General features: G+C 68.3%; 18 protein-coding genes. 16 read left to right on the top strand and 2 right to left on the bottom strand.

Annotation, left to right across the window (positions count from 1 at the left end):
* Positions 1 to 23: 23 nt before the first annotated feature.
* The 8 genes from ET445_RS16685 to ET445_RS16645 all read left to right on the top strand — a co-directional run bounded on the left by ET445_RS16685 (position 24) and on the right by ET445_RS16645 (position 11,597).
* The gene (locus ET445_RS16685; RefSeq protein ID WP_129192273.1) at positions 24 to 1,292 is read left to right on the top strand and encodes a family 4 glycosyl hydrolase; all 1,269 of its coding nucleotides are present in this window, start codon (positions 24 to 26) and stop codon (positions 1,290 to 1,292) included.
* Complete coding sequence (locus tag ET445_RS16680) at positions 1,289 to 2,329, top strand: N-acetylglucosamine kinase (protein WP_129192272.1); 1,041 nt, start codon at positions 1,289 to 1,291, stop codon at positions 2,327 to 2,329. The genes ET445_RS16685 and ET445_RS16680 overlap by 4 nt, the downstream gene beginning before the upstream one ends.
* A gap of 152 nt (positions 2,330 to 2,481) precedes the next feature.
* A complete protein-coding gene (locus tag ET445_RS16675; RefSeq protein ID WP_243695433.1) occupies positions 2,482 to 3,912 on the top strand; it encodes a malate:quinone oxidoreductase in 1,431 nt (476 codons plus the stop codon).
* Between the two features lie 412 nt (positions 3,913 to 4,324).
* Positions 4,325 to 6,016 carry an ABC-F family ATP-binding cassette domain-containing protein gene (locus ET445_RS16670; RefSeq protein ID WP_129192270.1) on the top strand — a complete coding sequence of 564 codons (1,692 nt, stop codon included), beginning with the start codon at positions 4,325 to 4,327 and terminating at the stop codon, positions 6,014 to 6,016.
* Between the two features lie 403 nt (positions 6,017 to 6,419).
* On the top strand, positions 6,420 to 8,552 hold the full coding sequence (locus ET445_RS17660) for an intein-containing Rv2578c family radical SAM protein (RefSeq protein WP_208008473.1): 2,133 nt from the start codon (positions 6,420 to 6,422) through the stop codon (positions 8,550 to 8,552).
* Between the two features lie 68 nt (positions 8,553 to 8,620).
* Complete coding sequence (locus tag ET445_RS16655; protein WP_341769757.1) at positions 8,621 to 9,790, top strand: sensor histidine kinase; 1,170 nt, start codon at positions 8,621 to 8,623, stop codon at positions 9,788 to 9,790.
* Positions 9,791 to 9,792: 2 nt separating this feature from the next.
* The gene (locus ET445_RS16650) at positions 9,793 to 10,986 is read left to right on the top strand and encodes a hypothetical protein (protein WP_129192268.1); all 1,194 of its coding nucleotides are present in this window, start codon (positions 9,793 to 9,795) and stop codon (positions 10,984 to 10,986) included.
* Positions 10,986 to 11,597 carry a thymidine kinase gene (locus ET445_RS16645; protein ID WP_129192267.1) on the top strand — a complete coding sequence of 204 codons (612 nt, stop codon included), beginning with the start codon at positions 10,986 to 10,988 and terminating at the stop codon, positions 11,595 to 11,597. The genes ET445_RS16650 and ET445_RS16645 overlap by 1 nt, the downstream gene beginning before the upstream one ends.
* A gap of 10 nt (positions 11,598 to 11,607) precedes the next feature.
* On the opposite strand, the gene ET445_RS16640 is transcribed toward ET445_RS16645, so the two are convergent.
* Positions 11,608 to 12,282: a CPBP family intramembrane glutamic endopeptidase gene (locus ET445_RS16640; RefSeq protein WP_129192266.1), complete on the bottom strand. Its 675-nt coding sequence runs from the start codon at positions 12,280 to 12,282 to the stop codon at positions 11,608 to 11,610.
* 288 nt (positions 12,283 to 12,570) lie between these two features.
* Between ET445_RS16640 and ET445_RS16635 the strand changes: the two genes are divergently transcribed.
* Genes ET445_RS16635 through ET445_RS16615 form a run of 5 tightly spaced genes read left to right on the top strand, consistent with a single transcriptional unit; the run spans position 12,571 to position 18,097 of the window.
* Complete coding sequence (locus ET445_RS16635; protein ID WP_129192265.1) at positions 12,571 to 13,980, top strand: tyrosine-protein kinase domain-containing protein; 1,410 nt, start codon at positions 12,571 to 12,573, stop codon at positions 13,978 to 13,980.
* Positions 13,977 to 14,582 (top strand): arsenate reductase/protein-tyrosine-phosphatase family protein, encoded by a 606-nt coding sequence (locus tag ET445_RS16630; RefSeq protein ID WP_129192264.1) that lies wholly within the window; start codon positions 13,977 to 13,979, stop codon positions 14,580 to 14,582. The genes ET445_RS16635 and ET445_RS16630 overlap by 4 nt, the downstream gene beginning before the upstream one ends.
* Positions 14,569 to 15,510, top strand: coding sequence for a hypothetical protein (locus ET445_RS16625; protein ID WP_129192263.1), 942 nt, complete (start codon positions 14,569 to 14,571; stop codon positions 15,508 to 15,510). Before ET445_RS16630 ends, ET445_RS16625 begins: the two co-directional genes overlap by 14 nt.
* Positions 15,401 to 16,984: a sugar transferase gene (locus ET445_RS16620; RefSeq protein WP_341769718.1), complete on the top strand. Its 1,584-nt coding sequence runs from the start codon at positions 15,401 to 15,403 to the stop codon at positions 16,982 to 16,984. Before ET445_RS16625 ends, ET445_RS16620 begins: the two co-directional genes overlap by 110 nt.
* Positions 16,985 to 18,097: a glycosyltransferase gene (locus ET445_RS16615; RefSeq protein ID WP_129192262.1), complete on the top strand. Its 1,113-nt coding sequence runs from the start codon at positions 16,985 to 16,987 to the stop codon at positions 18,095 to 18,097. It begins immediately after the preceding gene.
* A 2-nt stretch (positions 18,098 to 18,099) separates the two neighbouring features.
* Here the strand turns inward: ET445_RS16615 and ET445_RS18185 are convergent, their stop codons facing one another.
* On the bottom strand, positions 18,100 to 18,390 hold the full coding sequence (locus ET445_RS18185; protein ID WP_243695249.1) for a hypothetical protein: 291 nt from the start codon (positions 18,388 to 18,390) through the stop codon (positions 18,100 to 18,102).
* Here ET445_RS18185 and ET445_RS18705 point away from each other — a divergent pair.
* From ET445_RS18705 to ET445_RS16600, 3 genes are read left to right on the top strand one after another with little or no spacing between them, the layout of a single operon-like run.
* Positions 18,271 to 18,846, top strand: coding sequence for a WecB/TagA/CpsF family glycosyltransferase (locus tag ET445_RS18705; protein WP_424922890.1), 576 nt, complete (start codon positions 18,271 to 18,273; stop codon positions 18,844 to 18,846). The genes ET445_RS18185 and ET445_RS18705 overlap by 120 nt on opposite strands.
* On the top strand, positions 18,843 to 19,715 hold the full coding sequence (locus ET445_RS16605) for a glycosyltransferase family 2 protein (RefSeq protein WP_129192260.1): 873 nt from the start codon (positions 18,843 to 18,845) through the stop codon (positions 19,713 to 19,715). The genes ET445_RS18705 and ET445_RS16605 overlap by 4 nt, the downstream gene beginning before the upstream one ends.
* Entirely contained in the window at positions 19,712 to 20,737 is a 1,026-nt protein-coding gene (locus ET445_RS16600; RefSeq protein ID WP_129192259.1) for a glycosyltransferase, read from the top strand. Before ET445_RS16605 ends, ET445_RS16600 begins: the two co-directional genes overlap by 4 nt.
* The last annotated feature ends 122 nt before the right edge of the window (positions 20,738 to 20,859 follow it).

The raw sequence follows: 20,859 nt of genomic DNA, 5'->3' as shown, positions 1-20,859 counted from the left end.
CACCGAACGTAAGGAACAGCACCATGAAACTCGCCATCGTCGGCGGCGGCTCGACCTACACTCCCGAGCTCATCGACGGCTTCGCGCGGCTGCGCGACGTCCTGCCGCTCGAGGAGGTCGTGCTCGTCGACCCCGATGAGGAGCGCTTGGCGTTGGTCGGCGGGATCTCGCAGCGGATGCTGGCCCATGCCGGGCACCCCGCGCGGCTCACGACGACGACCGAGCTCGTCGCGGGCGTGACCGACGCCGACGCCGTGCTCGTGCAGTTGCGGGTCGGCGGCCAAGACGCCCGGCACGCCGACGAGACCTGGCCGCACGAAGCCGACTGCATCGGCCAGGAGACGACCGGCCCCGGCGGGTTCGCGAAGGCGCTCCGGACCGTGCCGGTCGTGTTGCGGATCGCAGAGGCCGTGCGTCGGCACGCGAAGCCCGACGCGTGGATCGTCGACTTCACGAATCCGGTCGGCATCGTGACGCGCGCACTGCTGCAAGAGGGGCACCGCGCGGTCGGGCTGTGCAACGTCGCGATCGGCTTCCAGCGCCGGTTCGCGCGGATCCTGGATGTCGCGCCCGACCAGGTGCAGCTCGGGCACGTCGGCCTCAACCACCTGACGTGGGAGCGGAGCGTGACGGTCGCGGGGCGCGACGAACTCCCGGGGCTCATCGAGGGCCGCCTCGGGGAGCTCGCGGGCGATGTCCACCTCGCGCCCGAGCTCGTCTCGGGGCTCGGCGCCCTGCCGTCGTACTACCTGCGCTACTTCTACGCGCACGACGAGGTGCTGCGCGAGCAGCGCACCGAGCCGACGCGCGCCGAGGCGGTGCGGGCGATCGAACGGGAACTTCTCGCCCTGTACGCCGACGAGTCGCAGGTCGAGAAGCCCGCGGCGCTCGAGGGGCGCGGCGGCGCGTTCTACTCCGAGGCGGCGATCGAACTCCTCGCGGCGATCCACGGCGGCGAGGCCGAGCGTGCGGTTCCGCGTGTCGTGAACCTCCGCAACGACGGCGTGCTGCCGTTCCTCCCCGACGACCACGTCATCGAGGTCCCCGCGCGCTACCGCGAGGGCCGGTTCGTCGCCGAGTCCGTCGCGGCGCTCCCCGACGACTTCACGGGGCTCATCTCGTCGGTGGCGGGCTACGAGCGGCTCGCACTCGACGCGGCCGTGCACGGCGGTCGCGGGCGCGTGCTGCGGGCGATGCGCGCGCATCCTCTCGTGCGCGACCACGACCGGGCCGAGCGACTCACCGACCTCCTGCTCGCCGAGAACGCGCGCTTCCTGGAGTGGGCGGCATGAGCGGGGCGCAGTTGCGAACGAGACCGGATGCCTCGTGGCCGGCCGACGCGGTCGTCGTCGGCGTCGACGGCGGCGGGTCGAAGACCGACGTGGTGGCACTGAGCCTCGACGGCGAGATCGTCGGGCGCGAGCGAGGAGAGGGTTCGAGTCCGCACTTCGAGGGGCTCGAGGCATCCGTTCGCACCGTCGACGCGCTCGTCCGCGCCGTCGCCGGCGGCCGACCCGTCGTGCAGACCGACCTCTATCTCTCGGGTCTCGACCTGCCGATCGAGATCGACGACTACCGGGCGGCGATCCGTGGTCTGTCGTGGGCCAACGAGTCGACGGTGCTCGCGAACGACCTGTACGCGCTGCTGCGCGCCGGAACCGACGAGCCCGACGCGGTGGTCGTCGTGTGCGGCACGGGCATGAACGCCGTGGGCGTGCGGGCCGACGGATCCGATGTGCGATTCCCGTCGCTCGGCGGCATCTCGGGCGACTGGGGCGGCGGCAGCGGGCTCGGCGAGCAGGCGCTGTGGCACGCCGCCCGCGACATCGACGGGCGCGGCGTGCAGACGGCGCTGACGGCGGCGATCGTCGAGCGGCTCGGCGCCGCCTCGCTCATCGAGATCATCGAAGACCTGCACTTCGGGCGGCGCGCGGGCAGCGAGCTCGCCGTGCTCGCGCCGCTCGTGTTCGAGTGCGCGCGCGACGGCGACGCGGTCGCGGCGGCGCTCGTGGATCGTCAGGCCGACGAGATCGCGGCGTTCGCGCGCGCGTGCCTCACTCGGCTCGACCTGCTCGATCGGCCCGTTCCGGTCGTGCTCGGCGGGGGAATCGTGAGTGCGCGCGACGCGCGCCTCTTGGACGGGATCGCGGCGGGACTGAGCCCGTCGGCGCCCCACGCGCGGATCGAGATCTTCGAGGGTCCGCCGATCGTGGGTGCGGCGCTGCTCGCGCTCCAGCACGCGGGCGCGGGGGCGCCCGAGCTGGCGCGCGCCCGGTCGGGGTGGCCGGGGTCTCGCAGCGAGACGTCCGCCCTCGTCGCGATCCCTTGAGCGCGTCGCCTCCTCCGGGTCAGGGCCGAGGGAGGCGGCGCGCAGCTAGCGCAGAACCCGCCCGCGGTCAAGGGCACCCCTTCCGTCGTCTTAGACTGGAAAGCGTGCATTCTGAGGAAACCGTCGACGTCGTGCTCATCGGCGGGGGCATCATGAGCGCCACGCTCGGCTCCCTGATCTCCCGGCTCCAGCCCGACTGGAGCATCCGGGTCTACGAGCGACTCGGCGAAGTGGCGCAGGAATCCTCCAACGCGTGGAACAACGCGGGCACCGGCCACGCGGCCCTGTGCGAGCTCAACTACATGCCCGAGGCCAAAGACGGCACGGTCGATGCCTCGAAGGCGATCTCGATCAACGAGCAGTTCCAGATCAGCCGCCAGTACTGGGCGTACCTCGTGGAGCAGGGCGATCTGCCCGAGCCGACGAACTTCATCAACACGGCCCCGCACATGACGTTCGTGCGCGGTCAGAAGAACATCGAGTACCTGCGTAAGCGCGTCGCGGCGCTGAAAGACCAGCCGCTCTTCCCCGGCATGGAGTACACCGAAGACCTCGAGCGCATCGCGCAGTGGACTCCGCTCCTCGCGAAGAGGCGCAACCCCAAGCAGAAGGTCGCGGCGACCCGCATCGAGTCGGGCACCGACGTCGACTTCGGCGCCCTCACGCGCTCCCTGTTCGCCGACCTCGAGAAGCGCGGCGCGCAGGTGAACACCGACACGCAGGTCACGTGGCTGAAGCGCCGCAAAGACGGTGTCTGGAACCTGAAGCTCCGCCGACTCGTGGGCAACACCCCCGACTCGGTGCGCGCGCGCTTCGTGTTCGTCGGCGCGGGCGGCGGCGCCCTCGCGCTGCTGCAGCACTCGGGCATCCCCGAGATCAAGGGCTTCGGCGGGTTCCCGATCTCGGGCCAGTTCCTCCGCACGACGAACCCCAAGATCGTCGCCCAGCACCAGGCCAAGGTCTACGGAAAGGCCGCCGTCGGCGCGCCGCCGATGTCGGTGCCGCACCTCGACACGCGCGTCGTCGACGGCGAGACAGCGCTGCTCTTCGGCCCGTACGCGGGCTTCACGCCCAAGTTCCTGAAGTCGAGCACGTGGTTCGACCTGCCGTTCTCGATCCGTCTGCACAACATCGGCACGATGCTCGGCGTCGCGTTCAAGAACTTCGACCTCGTGAAGTACCTCGTGGGTGAACTCCTCGCGGGCCGCGAGAAGAAGATGCGGGCGCTGCGCGAGTTCATGCCGACCGCGAAGTCCGAAGACTGGGAGCTCATCACCGCCGGTCAGCGCGTGCAGGTCATGAAGCACGAAGACGGCAAGGGCGGCGTGCTGCAGTTCGGCACCGAGGTCATCACGGGCGCCGACGGCTCGATCGCGGGTCTCCTCGGCGCGTCGCCGGGTGCATCGACGGCCGCGCCCATCATGCTCGACGTGCTCAAGCGCTGCTTCCCCGACCGCATCGACGGCTGGGCGCCGAAGATCCGCGAGATGATCCCGTCGTACGGGACGACGCTCAACGGCGACCCCGAGGTCGCCGCCGCATCGCTCGCGCGCACGGCGAAGGCGCTGCAGCTCCAGGCGTAGGCGGTCCGCGCGCCCACCGCGTCTGCATGCGCTCATGCTCGCGCGTGCGCGTGCGCGTGCGCGTTCGCGCTCGCGCGTGCGCGTTCGGTCGAGGTGTTTGTCGGACATCCGGCCGATTGTCGGACGAATTCGCGCCGAATCGTCCGACAAACCTGCGAATGTCCGACAAACCCGGGCTGGACGATGCCGCAAGGTTGGATCACGCGGATGTCCCGTGCTAGCCTCGTGCCCGCTATGAAGAAGTGAGCACACCCACGTCCCGCGCCTGAGGCGCCGTTGACCCGTGGTGTGCCCGTTCCGAGGTCGCGCAGTTCGCGTTCGATCTCGCGTGCTCGCACCTTCGCGTACGGCAGATGCCCGGCGGGAATCATCCGACCCTGCTCGACGGGGAATCGCGAAAGGGCGGTCGCCCATGCCGGTGCAATTCCATCTCTCAGACCATCTCCGTGCCGACGGACTGTCGGTCGCCTACGGCGAACGACGTGTGTTCGCCGACCTCTCGTTCGCCGTCTCGCCCGGCGAGCGCCTCGGACTCATCGGCGAGAACGGCGTCGGCAAGTCGACGCTCCTGCGCCTGCTCGCGGGCGGCGCGCAGCCCGAGGCATCCGGTCGTCTCACGCGCCCGTCGCGCGTCGGCCTCCTGCTCCAGGAGGTGCCGTTCGCGCCGACCGATCGCGTCGGCGACATCGTCGAGGACGCGCTCGCCGAGGTGCGGGCGATCGAGCGCGAGCTCGACGCCGCGGCGGAGGGGCTCGCCGCCTCGACCGACGCGGCGGCCGCGGCGGAACGGTATGCGCGGGCGCTCGACGCGGCCGAGCGAGCCGACGTCTGGTCGGTCGATGCGCGCCGCGACGAGGTCCTCGACGGGCTCGGACTCGCGTCGATCGGTCTCGGCCGCCTGATCGGCGAGGTGTCGGGCGGCCAGCGGAGCCGGTTCGCGCTTGCGGCGCTGCTCCTCAGGGCTCCCGACGCGCTCCTCCTCGACGAGCCGACGAACCACCTCGACGACGGTGCCGCGGCGTTCCTCGAGGCGCGTCTGCGCGCGTGGCGGGGGCCCGTGGTGTTCGCGAGCCACGACCGCGCGTTCCTGGACCGGGCCGCGACGGGCCTGCTCGACCTCGACCCCGCGCGGGTCGTCGCGACGCGCGACGCGGTGGCCGGTGCCACCGTGTTCGGCGGCACGTTCACGGAGTACCTCGCGGCGAAGGCCGACGAGCGGGCGAGATGGGAGCGGCAGTACGACGACGAGCAGGGCGAGTTGCGGCGGCTGCGGCTCGCCGTCGCCGAGACCGCTCGCGACGTGTCGCATCGGCGCGGCCCGACCGACAACGACAAGTACGTGACGAAGTTCAAGCACTCCCGCACCGATCAGGCGATCTCGCGGCGGGTCCGCAACGCCGAGGGGCGGCTCGAGACCCTCGAGCGCGAGCAGGTGCGGAAGCCCCCGGCGCCCCTCGCGTTCGCGGGCATCCCGCCGGGATCGCACGCGTTGGACGAGTCATCCGGACTGCTCGCGCAACTGACGGATGTCTCGGTCGACGACCGCCTCGCGATCGGGTCGCTGCAGCTGGCGCCGACGGCGCGACTGCTCGTGACGGGCGCCAACGGCGCCGGCAAGTCGACCCTCCTCGGCGTGCTCGCGGGGCGCGTCGCGCCGACGCGCGGCAGCGTGCAACGGCGGAAGGGACTCAGGGTCGGCCTCCTCGAGCAGGATGTGCGATTCGAGCATCCGGATGTCTCGCCGCGCGCCCTCTACGAACGGGCGCTCGGCGAGCGGCGCGCCGAGCAGGTGCCGTTGGCATCGCTCGGGCTCGTGGCGCCGCGCGACGCCGACCGGCCCGTCGGCGTCCTTTCGGTCGGGCAGCAGCGTCGACTCGCGCTCGCGCTCGTGATCGCCCGTCCGCCGCACGTGTTCCTCCTCGACGAGCCCACGAACCACCTCTCGCTCGGGCTCGCGACCGACCTCGAGGACGCGCTCGGCACCTATCCCGGCGCGGTCGTCATCGCGAGCCACGACCGGTGGCTCAGGGCGCGCTGGGCGGGTGGTGAACTGCGGCTCGAGGCGGGGCGCGTCGCCGAGGAAGTTCCGGCGCTCGCAGGCTAAGAGGCCTCCCGACGAGACGAATCGGCGCAGCGAGCGTTGAGTCTCTGGGACGAGTCTCCCGAACGAACTTCTCGAACGAGCATCTGGAAGGGCTGTTCTGCTCGTGCAGTCGGTGCCGAAGTGCCGCCGCCGCGAAGCATCCGCACCCGAATCCCCGTGCAGTCGAAGGATCATCGCCCGCCGGTGCCGAAGTGCCGCTGCGCCGCGAACGGAAACAGTCGCACCGACGCGGGTTCCCACTCACCTACGTGGTGGTGGGGTGCGCGTCTGGGCGGGGTGCGGGTCTGGGCGGGGTGCGGGTGTGGGCGGGGTGCGGGTCTGGGCGGGAGCGAGACGCCTCGCGGCCGCGCGCCGCGCTTGCCCGGGCTTGCAGACGGCATCGAACATATGTTCGAATGTGTGGGTGCGTTGGAGCGGGCAGGAACTCGGGGTCGAGCAGGGCGATACCCTGCCCGGCCTCGCGCGGCTCAACAATCTGGTGCGCTCGGTGCAGACGCCCGACTTCACGGGCGTGACGTTCCACGAGGTGCTTGCGAAGTCCGCCCTCAACCGGGTGCCGGGGGCCTCGTCGATGCCGTTCACGTGGACGATCAACCCCTACCGGGGCTGCACGCACGCGTGCGCATACTGTCTGGATCCCGACACGATGATCACGATGAGCGACGGGCGGCAGAAACCGCTCTGGGCGGTCGAAGTCGGCGATGAGGTGCTCGGCACAGAGCCGCATGGCAGGTACCGGCGATACGCGGCTTCGAAAGTGCTCGCGAAGTGGTCGACGACGAAGCCCGCTCACCGCATCGCCCTCGCCGACGGCACGACGATCGTGGCGAGCGGCGACCACCGCTTCCTCACCGATCGCGGGTGGAAGTACGTCACTCGTTCGACGTCGGGTGTCGGGCAGCGGCCGTACCTCACGACGTCGAACTCTCTCGTCGGTTTCGGGTCGAGAGCAGCCCGGGCGCATCAGGTGCTCGACGAACAGTACATGCGGGGCTATCTCGCGGGCATGATCCGCGGCGACGGGATGCTGCTGACCAGGGAATACACGAGGCGTTCTGGCGAGCAGTACCGGGTCAACCACTTCCGGCTTGCGCTCGCCGACGTCGAAGGCCTGAATCGGACTCGCACGTACCTCGAGTACTTCGGTGTCGATGTGTCGACCTTCAGATTCGCGCCTGCGACCACGACGCGGCGCGAGATGACGGCCATTCGCACAAGCCGCAAGGCGCACTTCGACCGGATCGCGTCGATCATCGAGTGGCCGACCGCTCCGCCGTCGGGTTGGAGAGCCGGATACCTCGCGGGCGTCTTCGATGCAGAGGGGTCCTGCTCGCGCGGGGTACTGAGGATCTCCAATTCCGACGAGCAGATCCTCAGCGAGATCGAACGTTCCCTCGAGGCCTTCGACATCGATTTCGTACGCGAACCGGCGCGTGACAACGGTGTCGCCAACGTCAGGATCCGCGGCGGGCTCGGTATGAGGAACGCGTTCTTCTCGATCACCCAACCGGCGATCACCCGCAAGCTCGCTCTCATCGGCACGACCGTGAAGACGACCGCCGATCTTCGGATCGTCGCTATCGAAGCGATCGACGGCGCACAGGAGCTGATCGACATCACGACGACGACGGGTGACTTCGTGGCAGCCGGCGTGGTGAGCCACAATTGCTTCGCGAGACCCACGCACGAGTACCTCGACCTCGACGCGGGCGACGACTTCGATCGGCAGATCATCGTCAAGGTCAACGTCGCAGACGTGCTCGGCAAAGAGCTCGCGAAGCCGTCGTGGCGGCATGAGCCCGTCGCCCTCGGCACCAACACCGACCCCTACCAACGCGCCGAGGGGCGCTACGCGCTCATGCCCGGCATCATCGAGTCGCTCGCCGCGAGCGGCACGCCGTTCAGCATCCTCACGAAGGGCACGCTCCTGCGACGCGACCTGCCGCTCCTCGCCGAGGCGAACCGTCGCGTGCCCGTCGACCTCGCGATGTCGATCGCGATCTACGACCCCGAACTGCAGCAGTCCGTCGAACCGGGCACCCCGAGCACGAAGGCGAGGCTCGCGACGGTGACCGCCGTGCGCGAAGCGGGGTTCGACTGCAGCGTCTTCCTCATGCCCGTGCTGCCGTACCTCACCGACACGCGTGCCCATCTCGACGAAGCCGTCCGGCAGGCCAAGGCGGCCGGGGCGACGCGCATCGCGTGGACGGCCCTGCACCTGCGCGGGTCGGTCAAGCCGTGGTTCATGCAGTGGCTCGAGCGGGAGCATCCCGAGCTCGTCGATCGCTACCGCTCCATGTACTACGGCCGCAACGCCTACGCGCCGAAGGAGTACCGGGCCTGGCTCGGCGAGCGCATGAGGCCGATCCTGCGGGCGCACGGGCTCGGCCGTGAAGAGGTCGATCCGACGACGGGCGGGGTCCGGTCGAGCGCGATGGGGTTCGATGCACGAAGCCGCAGCGTGCGTGCGGCGGCGCCCGGGCGCGTGCCCGTGCCCGAGTTCGCGGAGCCGCCGAACCCCGACGCGCTGTTCTGAGCTGCGCGTTCCGCGCCGAAACCGAACGCTCTGCGATAATTCGCAGTGGGAACACTGTGGAGGTGTCGATGGCGCTGGGGCTGCCCGAGCATCTCGCGCGCGACGCGCTCAGCCACGCCCTCGGTCGCGCCGGCCAGGCGGCGGCGTTCGTGTGCCTCGCCGTCGCGACGACCACGGGGATCGCGAACTCGATCCAGAACGGCGCGCCCGACGGGGCGATCGTCGCGGCGTGCATGGCCGCGATGGCCGCGCTGCTCGCGCTCGTCGCCTGGCGGCCGTCGATTTCGGCGACGATCGCCTATCTCGTCGTCGGGACCGGCGCAGTCGTGTACGCGACGGCGGTGGTCATGGCGAGCGGAGTCTTCCCGTCCGCGAACAACGCCGTCCTGTCCTTGCCGCTCGCAGCCCTGCTGCTGGTCGGCGGCGCGGGCACCGGGACGGTGCTCGCGATCCTGTGGGCGGTGCTCGGGTACGTGCTCGGGCAACTCGCGACCCTGACCGGATGCCTCATCACGGGCACGCCGTGGGCGCTCAACGCCGTCGCGACGTTCGCCCTCGCGATCCTCCTCGTCGTGCGGACCTTCGACGGGCTCGCCCGCCGCGCCAACGCGCGAGGCGAGACCCGGCTCAATCATGCGAGCCGGACGACGCGCGAACTCGCCCTCCGGCACGAGTCCGAACTCCGTGCGACCGCACGCCTGCACGACACGGCCCTCGTCCACCTCGTCGCGATCGCCGCGGCGGGCTCGGGCGAGGTCGACGAGCGGATCCGTGCCGGCATCCGCCAGGACTTCGCCCTCATCATCGGCCGCAACTGGGCGAGCGACCATGTCATCGAGGAGCCCGCGTCGCGGCGGCGACTCGCGAACGCGCTCCAGACCGGGGCGAACGCGGGCGTCGAGGTCCGTGTCTCGGGCGACCTCGATGCGCTCGCGCTCGTGTCCGACGAAGCCGCCGACGCACTCGACCAGGCCATCGCGCAGTGCCTCGTCAACATCGGCCGGCACGCGGGCACGAACGTCGCCGAACTCGCGATCGGCGCGGGCGGCGGCGAGGTGACGGTCGCCGTGCTCGACGAGGGCATCGGGTTCGACGTCGAAGCGGTCCCCTCCGATCGCATCGGGCTCCGCACGTCGATCCGGTGGCGCATCGAACAGGTGGGCGGCACGGTACGCCTGTGGTCGACGCGCGGCGTCGGCACGACCATCGTCCTGACCGTCCCGGTGGTGACCGAGTGAGCATGCGGCTGCGCCTGACGCAGCAGGCCCTCGACCCGATCGGCGGCATCGCTGCGACCCGGATCACGGCCATCGGCGCCATGCTCGCCGTGCTGCTGACGGGTGTGCAGACGTGGTTGCACTGGGGCGAGGTGCGGTTCCCGCTCGCGGCGGTCCTCGGCATCCTGCTCGTCGTCGCGGCGGGTGTCGCCGCCGTCGCGGGCGCGGCCCCGGCGCGAGCGCCGTACACGCCCGAGCGGCTCGCGCTCGTCGTCACGCTCGCGGTGGGTGCGGCGATCGCCGAGTACCTCTCGACGGTCGGGCGCAACCTGTACTTGTACGACGACTACGGACCGGCCGTCGTCGGCATGCTCATCCTCGCGCTCGCGCCGTTCAATACGTGGCGGTGGATCCTGTCGGCCGGTCTCATCGCATCGGGGGTCATCTCGATCCTCGTGATGGGCGCTTCTGCGACGACCGCGACGGGAGCCCCGCTCGTCTCCCTCATCGTCGTCAACGCGTCGGTCGTGCTCGCCCTCACGGCGGCCGGCGCCGCGTACTCGTACACGATCGTGCAGCGGATCCTCGGCTGGCAGCGCGCCGCGAACCGCGAGATGCTCCGTCGCGACGCGCTCGATCGGTCGGCGCTCGCCGGGGTGGAGCCGTCGCGCATCACGGTCCTCGGCGCCGAGGTGCTGCCGTTCCTCGCCCGCGTGATGACGAGCGAGCGCGTCGGCGTCCATGACGTGGACCGGGCGAGGGAGCTCGCCGAGGCCCTGCGGCGCGCGTTGCGCGAGGGGATCGAGGCGACGTGGCTCGACGATCTCGCGGTGAGCCTGGCGTCGGCGCGAGGCATCCGGGTCGACGTCGTCGACCGCGACGGCGACGCGACGCGCTTCAACGACGACCAGCGCGCCGCGGTCTCGGCGCTCGTGACGTGGCTGTGCGGCGACGGGCGGGCCAAGGCCGTCTCGATCGGGCTCGAGCGGGCGGCGGACGAACCGCGCGGCACGGTCGAGATCGTCGCCGAGGCGGGCGACTGGCAGCCGGTGCGGCGCGAGATCGAGCGTTTCGTGTCGGTCGCGCGCATCGTCGGCCTGCGCGCGCGGCACACGAGGACGGGGAGAATGTCCGGGTGGAGTTGGACTATGGCATTGAGTAGCGCGGCATTGAGTAGCGCGGCATTGAGTGAGCCGGGATCGAGTGACGTGCGCTGATGGCGAAGCTGTATTTCCGGTACGGGGCGATGAACTCGGGCAAATCGACGGCGCTCCTGCAGGCGGCCTTCAACTACGAGGAGCGCGGGCACGAGGTGCTGCTCGCGAAGCCGTCGGTCGACACGAAGGGCGACCGCGAGATCGTGTCGCGCCTCGGCGTCGCGCGCGAGGTCGACTTCACGATCGCCCCCGACGAGGACGTGCTCGAGACGTTCTCGCGCGAACGCGGCGTCGTCGTGTCGCGCACCGGGCGCGATGTGAGCTGCCTGCTCGTCGACGAGGCGCAGTTCCTCACCGAGCGGCAGGTCGACGATCTGCTCCGCATCGCGGTCATCGACGGCATCCCGGTGCTCGCCTACGGCATCCGCACCGACTTCCAGACGGTCGCGTTCCCGGGCAGCAGGCGCCTGCTCGAGGTGTCGCACAGCCTCGAGGAGTTGAAGACGATCTGCCGGTGCGGGCGCAAGGCGATCTTCAACGGCCGCAAGATCGACGGCCGGTACGTGTTCGACGGCGACCAGGTCGCGATCGACGGCGTCGAGGTCGAGTACGAGTCGCTGTGCGGCGTCTGCTATCTGCAGGAGTCGGGCGGGCGGCTGAACGGGCTCTGAACGGCGGGCGTCAGCCCAGCACGAGCGCGACGAGCAGCCCGTTGAACACGACGTGGGCGATGATCGCGCCCCCGAGCCGTCCTGTGAAGACGGTGAGCAGCGAAGCCCCGAGACCGAACACGAACGACGAGGCGCCCGCGACGAACGCGAGGGTCGGCGAGGTCGCGTCGAGGGTGTGCAGCAGGGCGAACAGCAGCGCGCTGACCGCGACGGCAACGGCGGCGGATGTCGTGGGCCGCGCGCCATTCGCAAGCGCCGCGCCGCGCACGGCGGGCAGGAGCGTTCCGCGGAAGAACGTCTCTTCGATGACGGGGCCGACGATGAGCGGCGCGACGATGAACACGAGCCAGACGGTGCTCGGCTCGGGCTCGATGAGGGCGCCGGTTCCCGACATCCGCCCCGTGATCGCGATCTCGATGCCCGCGGCGGCACCGCGCGCGAGGAAGCCGACCCCGGCGCCCCACAGCACGTCGATGGGGCGGAAGAACGGGCGTGCGATGAACGGTGTTCCGCCGCGGCGGGCGGCTCGCGCGGCGAGGGCGATCGCGGCGAGAAGGGGCACCCACACGACGAGGAACGCGCCGAGGGCCTGCACGATCGGCGCGAGCACGACGGTGCGGATGACGGCGTTCCATCCGATGACGGCCAGCACCACAATGACGAGCGCGCCGGCACATGACGTCATGATTTGTTTGAAAAGTACCGTTTTGTACGGTTCGGGCACCCCAATCCGGGGGTAGGCTCTTGCGCAGGCACCTCACGAGCGTAGCGGGGGCCGACGCGGAATTCCGCGTGCACCGGGGAAAACGGGGGTACTCCGGTGCCAACACGAGCACTCCCGGCACGCCACTCGATGCAGGAGCATGGGACCTCAACGTGTGGCACCATCGTTGTCAAAGTCAGCGACGGCGTGACCCCGGGGGCCGCCGTCTCTTCATTCCTGGGACCATGCCCGGCAGAAAAGCGAGGCTCAGTGGAACTGCGTGACTACCTTCGGGTACTGCGTCAGAACTGGGTGCTCATCGTGCTCTTGACGCTCGTGGGCGTCGCCGCGGCATCCGCGTACTCGCTCGTGCAGACGCCGAAGTACAGTTCGTCGGCGAAGGTGTTCGTGTCGACGTCGGGCGGGGCATCCGTCTCCGAGTTGCAACAGGGCAACACGTTCACGCAACAGCGCGTGAAGACGTACGCCGATCTCGCGACGACCGCGATCGTCCTGCTGCCGGTCATCAACAGCCTCGGGCTCGACACGACGAGCGAGGAGCTCGCACCTCACGTGACCGCGACGGCGCCGCTCGACACGAGCCTCATCGAGATCTCGGTCACCGACGAAGACCCCGCGCAGGCCGCGAAGATCGCGACGGCGGTCTCCGAGAGCCTCACGAACGTCGTCGAGTCGATCGAGACGACGAATCGTCCGGCGGGCGACGACGGCGCGGCGAGCACGCCGACGAGCCCCGTGCGACTGACCCTCGTGCAGCACGCCGCCGTTCCGCAGGCTCCCGTGAGCCCGAACGTGCCGCTCAACATCGCGCTCGGCGCGCTCGTGGGCCTCGCGCTCGGCGTGGGTCTCGCGGTCCTTCGGGCCACGCTCGACACGCGCATCCGCAACGAGCGCGACGTCGAGCTCATCAGCGAGGCGCCCATCATCGGCGGCATCGTGTTCGATCCGAAGGCCAAAGAGCGTCCGCTCATCGTGCACGCCGACCCGCATTCGCCGCGGGCCGAGTCGTTCCGCACGCTGCGCACGAACCTGCAGTTCCTCGAGCCGGGTCGCACCGATCGTGCGTTCGTCGTGACGAGCTCGGTCGAGTCCGAGGGCAAGTCGACGACCGCCGCGAACCTCGCGATCGCGCTCGCCGACGCGGGCGCCCGTGTGCTGCTCGTCGACGCCGACCTCAGGCGCCCGAAGGTCGCGAACTACCTCGGCGTCGAGGGCGCCGTGGGGCTCACCGACCTGCTCATCGGTCGCGCCGAGCTGCAAGACGTCGTGCAGGGGTGGGGTCGCAACGAGCTCTATGTGCTGCCCGCGGGGAGCGTCCCGCCGAACCCGAGCGAGTTGCTCGGCTCGACGACGATGGTCGAGACCATCGCCGAGCTCAAGCGCGCGTTCGACGTCGTGCTCTTCGACTCGCCTCCGCTGCTTCCGGTGACGGATGCCGCGGTGCTCGCGCGCAACGTCGGCGGCGCGATCGTCGTCGTCGCCGCGGGTCGCGCGCACCGCCCCCAACTTCGCGGGGCGATCGCGGCGCTCCAGAACGTGGATGCCCCGGTGTCGGGCATCGTGCTGACGATGCTGCCGACGAAGGGGCCCGACGCCTACGGGTACGGCCGCTACGGGTACGGCTACGGGTACGGCTACGTTGCGCGGGAGTCGACATGACGTTCAGGGTTCTCGTGGTGTGCACGGGCAACGTCTGCCGTTCGCCCATGGCCGAGCAGTTGCTGCGAGTGCGGTTCGCAGCAGCCGGTGTCGAGGTCGAGGTGTCGAGCGCTGGTACGGCTGCGCTCGTCGGCGAGCCGATGACGTCCGAGGCGGCTGAGCTCTCGCGACGGTTCGGCGGAGTGCCCGATGCGCATCGTGCGCGCCAGCTCACGGCCGACCTCGTCGCCGAGGCCGATCTCGTGCTGACGGCGTCGCGGACGCACCGAGCCGCCGTCGCCCAACTTCTTCCCCGTGCCGCACGGCGCGCGTTCACGTTGCGCGAGTTCGCGCGCGTGGCCGAGTTCGTCGCGAACGACCCGTCGAGTGAGCTCGACTCCGACGCGGCGCCCGCAGCGTCTCCTGATGCCGTGCTTGACATCCTGTCGATGTCGCGCGGCTACGCCCCACCCCGACCCGATCCCGAGGCCGACGACGTCGTCGATCCCTACCGGCTGAGCTCCGACGTGTACGAGGAGGCGGGCCGGCTCATCGATGAGTCGACGGCCGCCATCGTCGCCGCGTTCGGCGGATCGAAACGGGTGGGACGTGAAATCGCATAGACCTCCGAAGATCAGATCCGGCCGCACGAACCCGTGGATCATCGCGGGCATCGTGGTGTTCGTCGTGTTCGACCTGCTGCTCGTGTGGTGGGCGTTCACGTCGACGCGCGGGGCGCAGGGCGCGGCGGGCGACGTCGACGGCCTCGGCGAGGTGCCGACGGTGACGTGGCCGACCGAGTCGTCTTCGCCTGTGCCGACCCCTCTGACCGATTTCGAGGTCGCCGCGCCGACGGCGGTGCTCGCGGCGGTGAGCGAGTCGGTCGCGTTCCGGGCTCCGGCCGGGTCGTGTCCGGCCGTCCCGGCGAGTCTCGAGGTGACGACCGACGGCGGTGCGACGTGGTCGCCCGCGGTGGTTCCGGGTGCGTCGGCGATCCAGTCGGTCGAGTCCGACGACGGCGAGCTCGTGACGGTGGTCGCGCGTCGTGCCGATTCGTGCGCGCCGCTCGTGTACCGCTGCTTCGTGCAGGGCGTCGCCTGGCAGGAGACCGGCGAGCTCCCCTCGTTCTGGTACCTCGACGGCGGTTCGGTCGTGGCTCCCGGCGGCGGGACATCCGCCCCGTGCGAAGCGCCCGTGCAGCTGGCCGCACGATCCGACGCCCAGACCGCGGTGCTGTGCGCCGACGCCGTCGTGTACGCGACCGGCGACGCGGGGGCGACGTGGGCGGGTTCGTCGCCGATCGACGGTGTCGCGGCGATCGCCGCGACCGGGTCTGCGTATCTGGTCGCGCTCGAGGGGCACGACGGGTGCGCGGGCGTGCAGGTCGCGGCGCTCGGCGACGATCTCGCGCCGGGCGCGGCGGGCGGATGTCTCGAATCGGATGCCCCCGAGGGCGCGACGGTGCTCGCGGCGAGCGCCGACGGGGCTTCCACGTGGGTGTGGAGCGGCGAGGTCGTCGCGCGTTCGGCGGATGGGGGAGCGACGTGGTGACGGCGAGGGCGGCAGGCATGCGCTTCGATCTCGGGCGCACGAACGTGTGGTCGGCGCGGTTGGCGTCGCGCGTGCTGCTGACCGACCTGCTCGTGCTCGTGTGGGTCGTGTTCGGCGCGCAGCTCGCGTGGCTCGGACTCGACGAGTCGGTCATGGGGTTCAGTGGGTCGCGGCGCGACATCGAGCTCAGCTACACGGTCGTGTCGGTCGTCGTGATCGCGCTGTGGATGATCGCGCTGCAGTTGTTCGACACGCGTTCGTTCCGGGTGCTGGGTGCGGGGGCGCAGGAGTACCGCTTGATCGCGGACGCGACGATCCGGGTGTTCGGCGTCGTCGCGATCGTGGCGTTCTTGCTGAAGCTCGACATCGCGCGCGGGTACATTCTGCTCGCGTTCCCCTGGGGCTGCTCGTGCTGCTCGCGTCTCGGTGGATGTGGCGGCAGTGGCTCAACGTCATGCGTCGCGGCGGCGGGTATTCGTCGCGTGTGCTGCTCGTGGGGTCGGTCGATTCGGCGACGTCGGTCGCGCGGCAGCTCGCGCGGGTGCCCGAGGCGGGGTACCGCGTCGTGGGTGCGTGCGTGCACGGAGCGGGTGTGATCGATCGTCTGCCGGGTTCGAACGTGCCCGTGTACGACGGTGTCGAGCACGCCCTGCAGACAATGCGCGACCTCGGCGCCGACACGGTCGTGGTCACGTCGAGCGACGAGCTCGGCCCCGAGCGGGTGAAGTCGCTCAGCTGGGGGCTCATCCCGGGTGCCGAGCACCTCGTCGTCGCACCGAGCCTCATAGACATCGGCGGTCCGCGCATTCACACGCGCCCGGTCGCGGGGTTGCCGCTCATCCACGTCGAGACGCCGCGTTTCGAGGGCCGCAAGCTCGTCGCGAAGCGCATCTTCGACCTCGTCGGGTCGGCTGCGCTTATCGTGGTGCTCTCGCCCGTGCTCGCGGGGCTCGCGGTCATGGTGCGCATGTCGGGCGATGGACCCGTGCTCTTCAGGCAAGAGCGAGTGGGCATCAACGGAGAGCCGTTCGCGATGCTCAAGTTCCGGTCGATGGTCGTCGACGCCGAGGCGCGCCTAGCGGCGCTCGCGGCCGAGCGGCGCGACGCCGGCAACACGGTCATGTTCAAGATGAAGGATGACCCGCGCGTGACGCCGATCGGCCGGCTGATGCGCCGCTTCAGCCTCGACGAGCTGCCGCAGCTCTTCAACGTGCTGCGCGGCGACATGTCGCTCGTGGGCCCGCGCCCACCGCTCGTGCGCGAACTCTCGGCGTACGACACACATGTGCACCGCCGCTTCCTCGTGAAGCCCGGCATCACCGGCCTCTGGCAAGTCAGCGGCCGATCGGACCTGTCGTGGGAGGACACCGTGCGACTCGATTTGTACTACGTGGAGAACTGGTCGATCACGGGGGATCTCGTGATTCTGTGGCGGACGGCGCGGGCCGTGTTCGGAAGCCAGGGAGCGTACTAGATGGCGCGCATACTCTACGTCACTACTTACAGTCCGCAGCGAAGTGATCTTGGGGGTGCGGCCTGGGTCGACCGTCAGATCATTGAGCGCCTGAGGGAACGATTTGAAGTGGACGTCTTCGTTGTCGTTGACGACAACGCGGTGAACCCCGTGCCTCTTGAGGTGCGACGGAGCCGTTGGTCTGCCTTCCGTACACTCTTGCGGATGATCCTTCGTCGCGAGCCATATCAGGCAGCGAAATTCCGTTGGTCGCCAAACTGGAATAGCCGTGCCGCGGAACTCGTGCCGCTCCTCAAGAGTGATTCCGTCGTGGTTACGAGCCAATGGCCCGCGTTGCTGATGCTTAGCGACTTGGGTGTCGCATCGGTTCTCCACATTGCACATAACGTCGACTACGTCATCGCGGACGCTCATGACCCCCGGGTGTTCAGTCTCGTCAAGAATGCACGCCGTATGCGACGAGTGGAATTCGACCTACTTCGGCGGCCCGCACGAGTGCTTGCGTTGTCTGCGGCGGATTCTGACCGCCTGCGCTCGGGTGGCGTTGAAGCTTCACAGCTTCGATTGAGTTCCGGCGCGGAATCGAGAACGGTTGCTAGCCAGCGTCGCATTGGCTTTGTTGGCAAAGCAACTTGGCCCCCGAACGCCGAGGCGATCGAAGCGCTCACTAAAGAGGTCATGCCAGCAGTTCGCGCACGCATCGGAATCAGTTCCCCGTCGCTCGTGTTGGCGGGGAGAGGTTCAGAGCGGTGGGCTTCACGCGATGTTCGCGCGCTCGGCGCTCTCGACAAACTCGACGAGTTCTACGCCGCGATTGATTTGGTCGTCGTTCCACGCATGGGCCCGACGACCGGTATCTCGGTGAAGCTGCTTGAGGCGCTTGAGCACGGAGTTCATGTGATCGCGCCGTCAGCCCTGATTCAGGATGCTGGGATCGAGGCCGGGTGTACTCGGGCCGACACACCCGCGGAGGTTGCAGAGGCGGTGATCCGTTACTACGGCAATCACTTACCCTCATCCTTCTCTCCTTCTCCGCGAAAGCCAGAGGTTGTTCGCAGCGAACCCATCGAGCTACAGGATCTGCCGGAATATGTTGCGGAGGTTGTTCAATGAGGTCAAGACATGAGCTCGCCGAGGGCCTCTTGCCTAAAGTTCTCGCATCGAACGCGCAGCTCGACAGCCTTCCACTTGGCGGCCCACATCGTGTGCAGACCGTCAACCTGCATCACCTTGCGCTCGCGGAGCGGTCGGATGATTTCTGGTCGGCCATGCTGAGCGCGGACTATGTGACCGCAGATGGGTGGCCGGTTGTCCAGTTGTTCAGATCGCGCGGCCTTGATCTCGAACGCGTAACCGGATCCGAGTGGCTCAGCCGGGCGGTCGGCTCGAACGCGCTTGCCGGTCATCGAGTTGGACTATTGGGCGGGTCGCACGATGTTGGTGCTCGGTTCAAACGAATCCTTGGCGAGAGTTTGGTGTTTCGCGAGCACGGGAATCGAGACGAATGGTCCGCGACTCAAATTGCTGAAGATGCAACGCGCATGGACGTGGATGTCTTGCTCGTAGCAGTGACTCCGCCGTACGGCGACCTAATTGCCATGAAGTTGGTCGATGCGGGATATGTAGGTACTGTCATGTCGGTCGGGGGCGGAGTCGACATGCTCGTTGGCGCCCAACGAGCCGCTCCTGAGTGGTTGAAACGCTTCGGCCTTGAGTGGTTCGCGAGGCTCTCCGCCAACCCGCGCAGACTGTGGCGTCGGTACTTCGTAGAGTGCATGCCGACGTTCGTGCGTGTGATCGTGCCCGCGCTTGTGGTGCGAACTCCTAGCGCTCCAGCTTCGTCATACGAGGGTGTGCGATGACCAAAATCTCGGTCGTCGTTGTCAACTTCCGCACGAGCAGCCTGCTGGACAGGCTTATTCGGTCCCTCGACGTTGACCACGAGTTGATTGTTGTTGACAACTTCTCGTCTGAGCGCGAACTCGAACTTGTGCGTGGGGCACTTCCCGCAGGTGCGCTGCTCGTTCAGCAAGACAATGTTGGATTCGCGGCTGGGGTGAACGCAGGCGTTGCGCGAGCCCGCGCTGAGAACGATGTTCTCGTCGTCAACCCGGATGCGTGGTTCGCGAGTGAATCCATCGGCGAACTGCAGAGTCTCGCTCATGCAGAGAACGCGGATGTCGCCTCGCCGTTGATACTTTCGTCAGGCGACGGAACGATTTGGTTCGATGGGGGACGAGTTCTTCTGCGTTCTCTCACGGTTGAGCATCTGGGATTCGGTGCGGTTCCTGCGGACTTCCCGACAATTCGTGAGACATCCTTCATGAGCGGTTGTATCATGTTGATTTCGCCCGCGGCGCGCCGCGCGTTGTTTCCCCTTCGTGAAGACCTCTTTCTCTACTACGAAGACGTGGACCTATCGCTGCGGGCACAGAGTCTCGGAATGTGCCTCCTTGTGGTGAGATCGGCTGTAGCTTTCCATGACGAGGGTGGTGCGTCGAGTTCCGATGTTGGGCGCCGTTCTGCTGGCTACTACTTCTATCAGTCTCGGAATCGCCTGATTCTCGCGCGCGAGCTCCGGAGCGCTCGAGCGCTGATCGCGACACCTCTTGTTTCTGCCCGTTTGATCGCGCGAATCTTCCGTCGAGAGGACAAACGTTCGCTGAAATCGCGAGCCGTCGTGCAGGGTGTCGTCGCGGGTCTTCGTGGAAGAAAGGTGAGGTTCGAGTGACACGCGCCCGCGTACTGTTCCTGAACAATTATCCGCCGAGAGAAGCTTTGCGACGCGTTCGGGCCGAGGAATACCCCGCTCAGCATCTTTGGGGAACCTGGGAACTCCAAGGCGACTTCGAGTGGGAGATGGCTCCTCGGACCACCGCTGAACTAGCTGCGAGGCGACCCTGGATCAGGCGAATCGCAAACTACATGCTTCCTATTTTCGGGGACCCGCTCCAGGAGCTATACGCGATTCGCGCACGTTGCGATGTCATCTACGCTGCGGATCAGCAATCCGTCGTCGGGTTGGCGGCACTCAAACGCCTGGGGCTCTTTCGTCGCCCGATCGTGATGGTTGCTCATAACGGCCCCCGGATCGCCTGGACCCGCTGGTGGATGAAGGCGGTAGATGTCGTTATCGTGCTTTCGGAGCCAGTCAAGGCGCGGCTTGCGAGCCAGTTGGGCGATTCGGTCCAAATCGAGATTTTGACTTTCGGCCCTAGCCTGGACTCGCCGGTCTACGGGTTTCGGCATGCGGAGGCAATGAGGGAACTCGACTTCGTGGCTGCGGGGAAGAGTAATCGAGAGTATTCCCTCCTTCGGAAAGTTGCTCGCGAGCAGCGGCTGGACGGCGTGATCTTTACGGGCCGTGAGACGGAGGAATACTCTCGCGGCAACCTAACTCGAACGCAAGGTGGCGCAACATACACCGAAGTCCTCGGCGCTATGGTGCGGGCGCGTTGGTGTGTGATCCCCCTGAAGGATCCCGACCGACTGTCCGGTCTTACAGAAGTCGCTGATGCCCTTGCTCTAGGGACCCCTGTGATCGTTCAGGGAGCAAGAGGCTTTGCGTATGCTCTCCCAACCGTGTACGTAGATGGCAACTCCGACGAAGCGCTGCTGGCGGAGCATATTCGGTCGGATCCACCGGCAATGGAGCAGGTTCTTCTAGATGCCCGATCGATCGAGATGAGCGGATATGCGAAAGCTCTGAAGTTGCTTCTTGAATCTCAGTTCACAATCGCGGCGCCCCAATGATGTCTAGGGCAGGGCGCGGCGTCCTCAGGGTTTGGGATGAAGCTCGAACCTCCCACTTTGAGCTCCTTGAGTCGATGTCGGGCTCGAGATTCATCTACCGTACTCAGAACTACAGCTTTGAT

Origin of the sequence: Agromyces protaetiae (genome assembly GCF_004135405.1) — a bacterium.
GTDB lineage: Bacteria > Actinomycetota > Actinomycetes > Actinomycetales > Microbacteriaceae > Agromyces > Agromyces protaetiae.
This window is presented reverse-complemented; position numbering and strand designations above follow the sequence as displayed.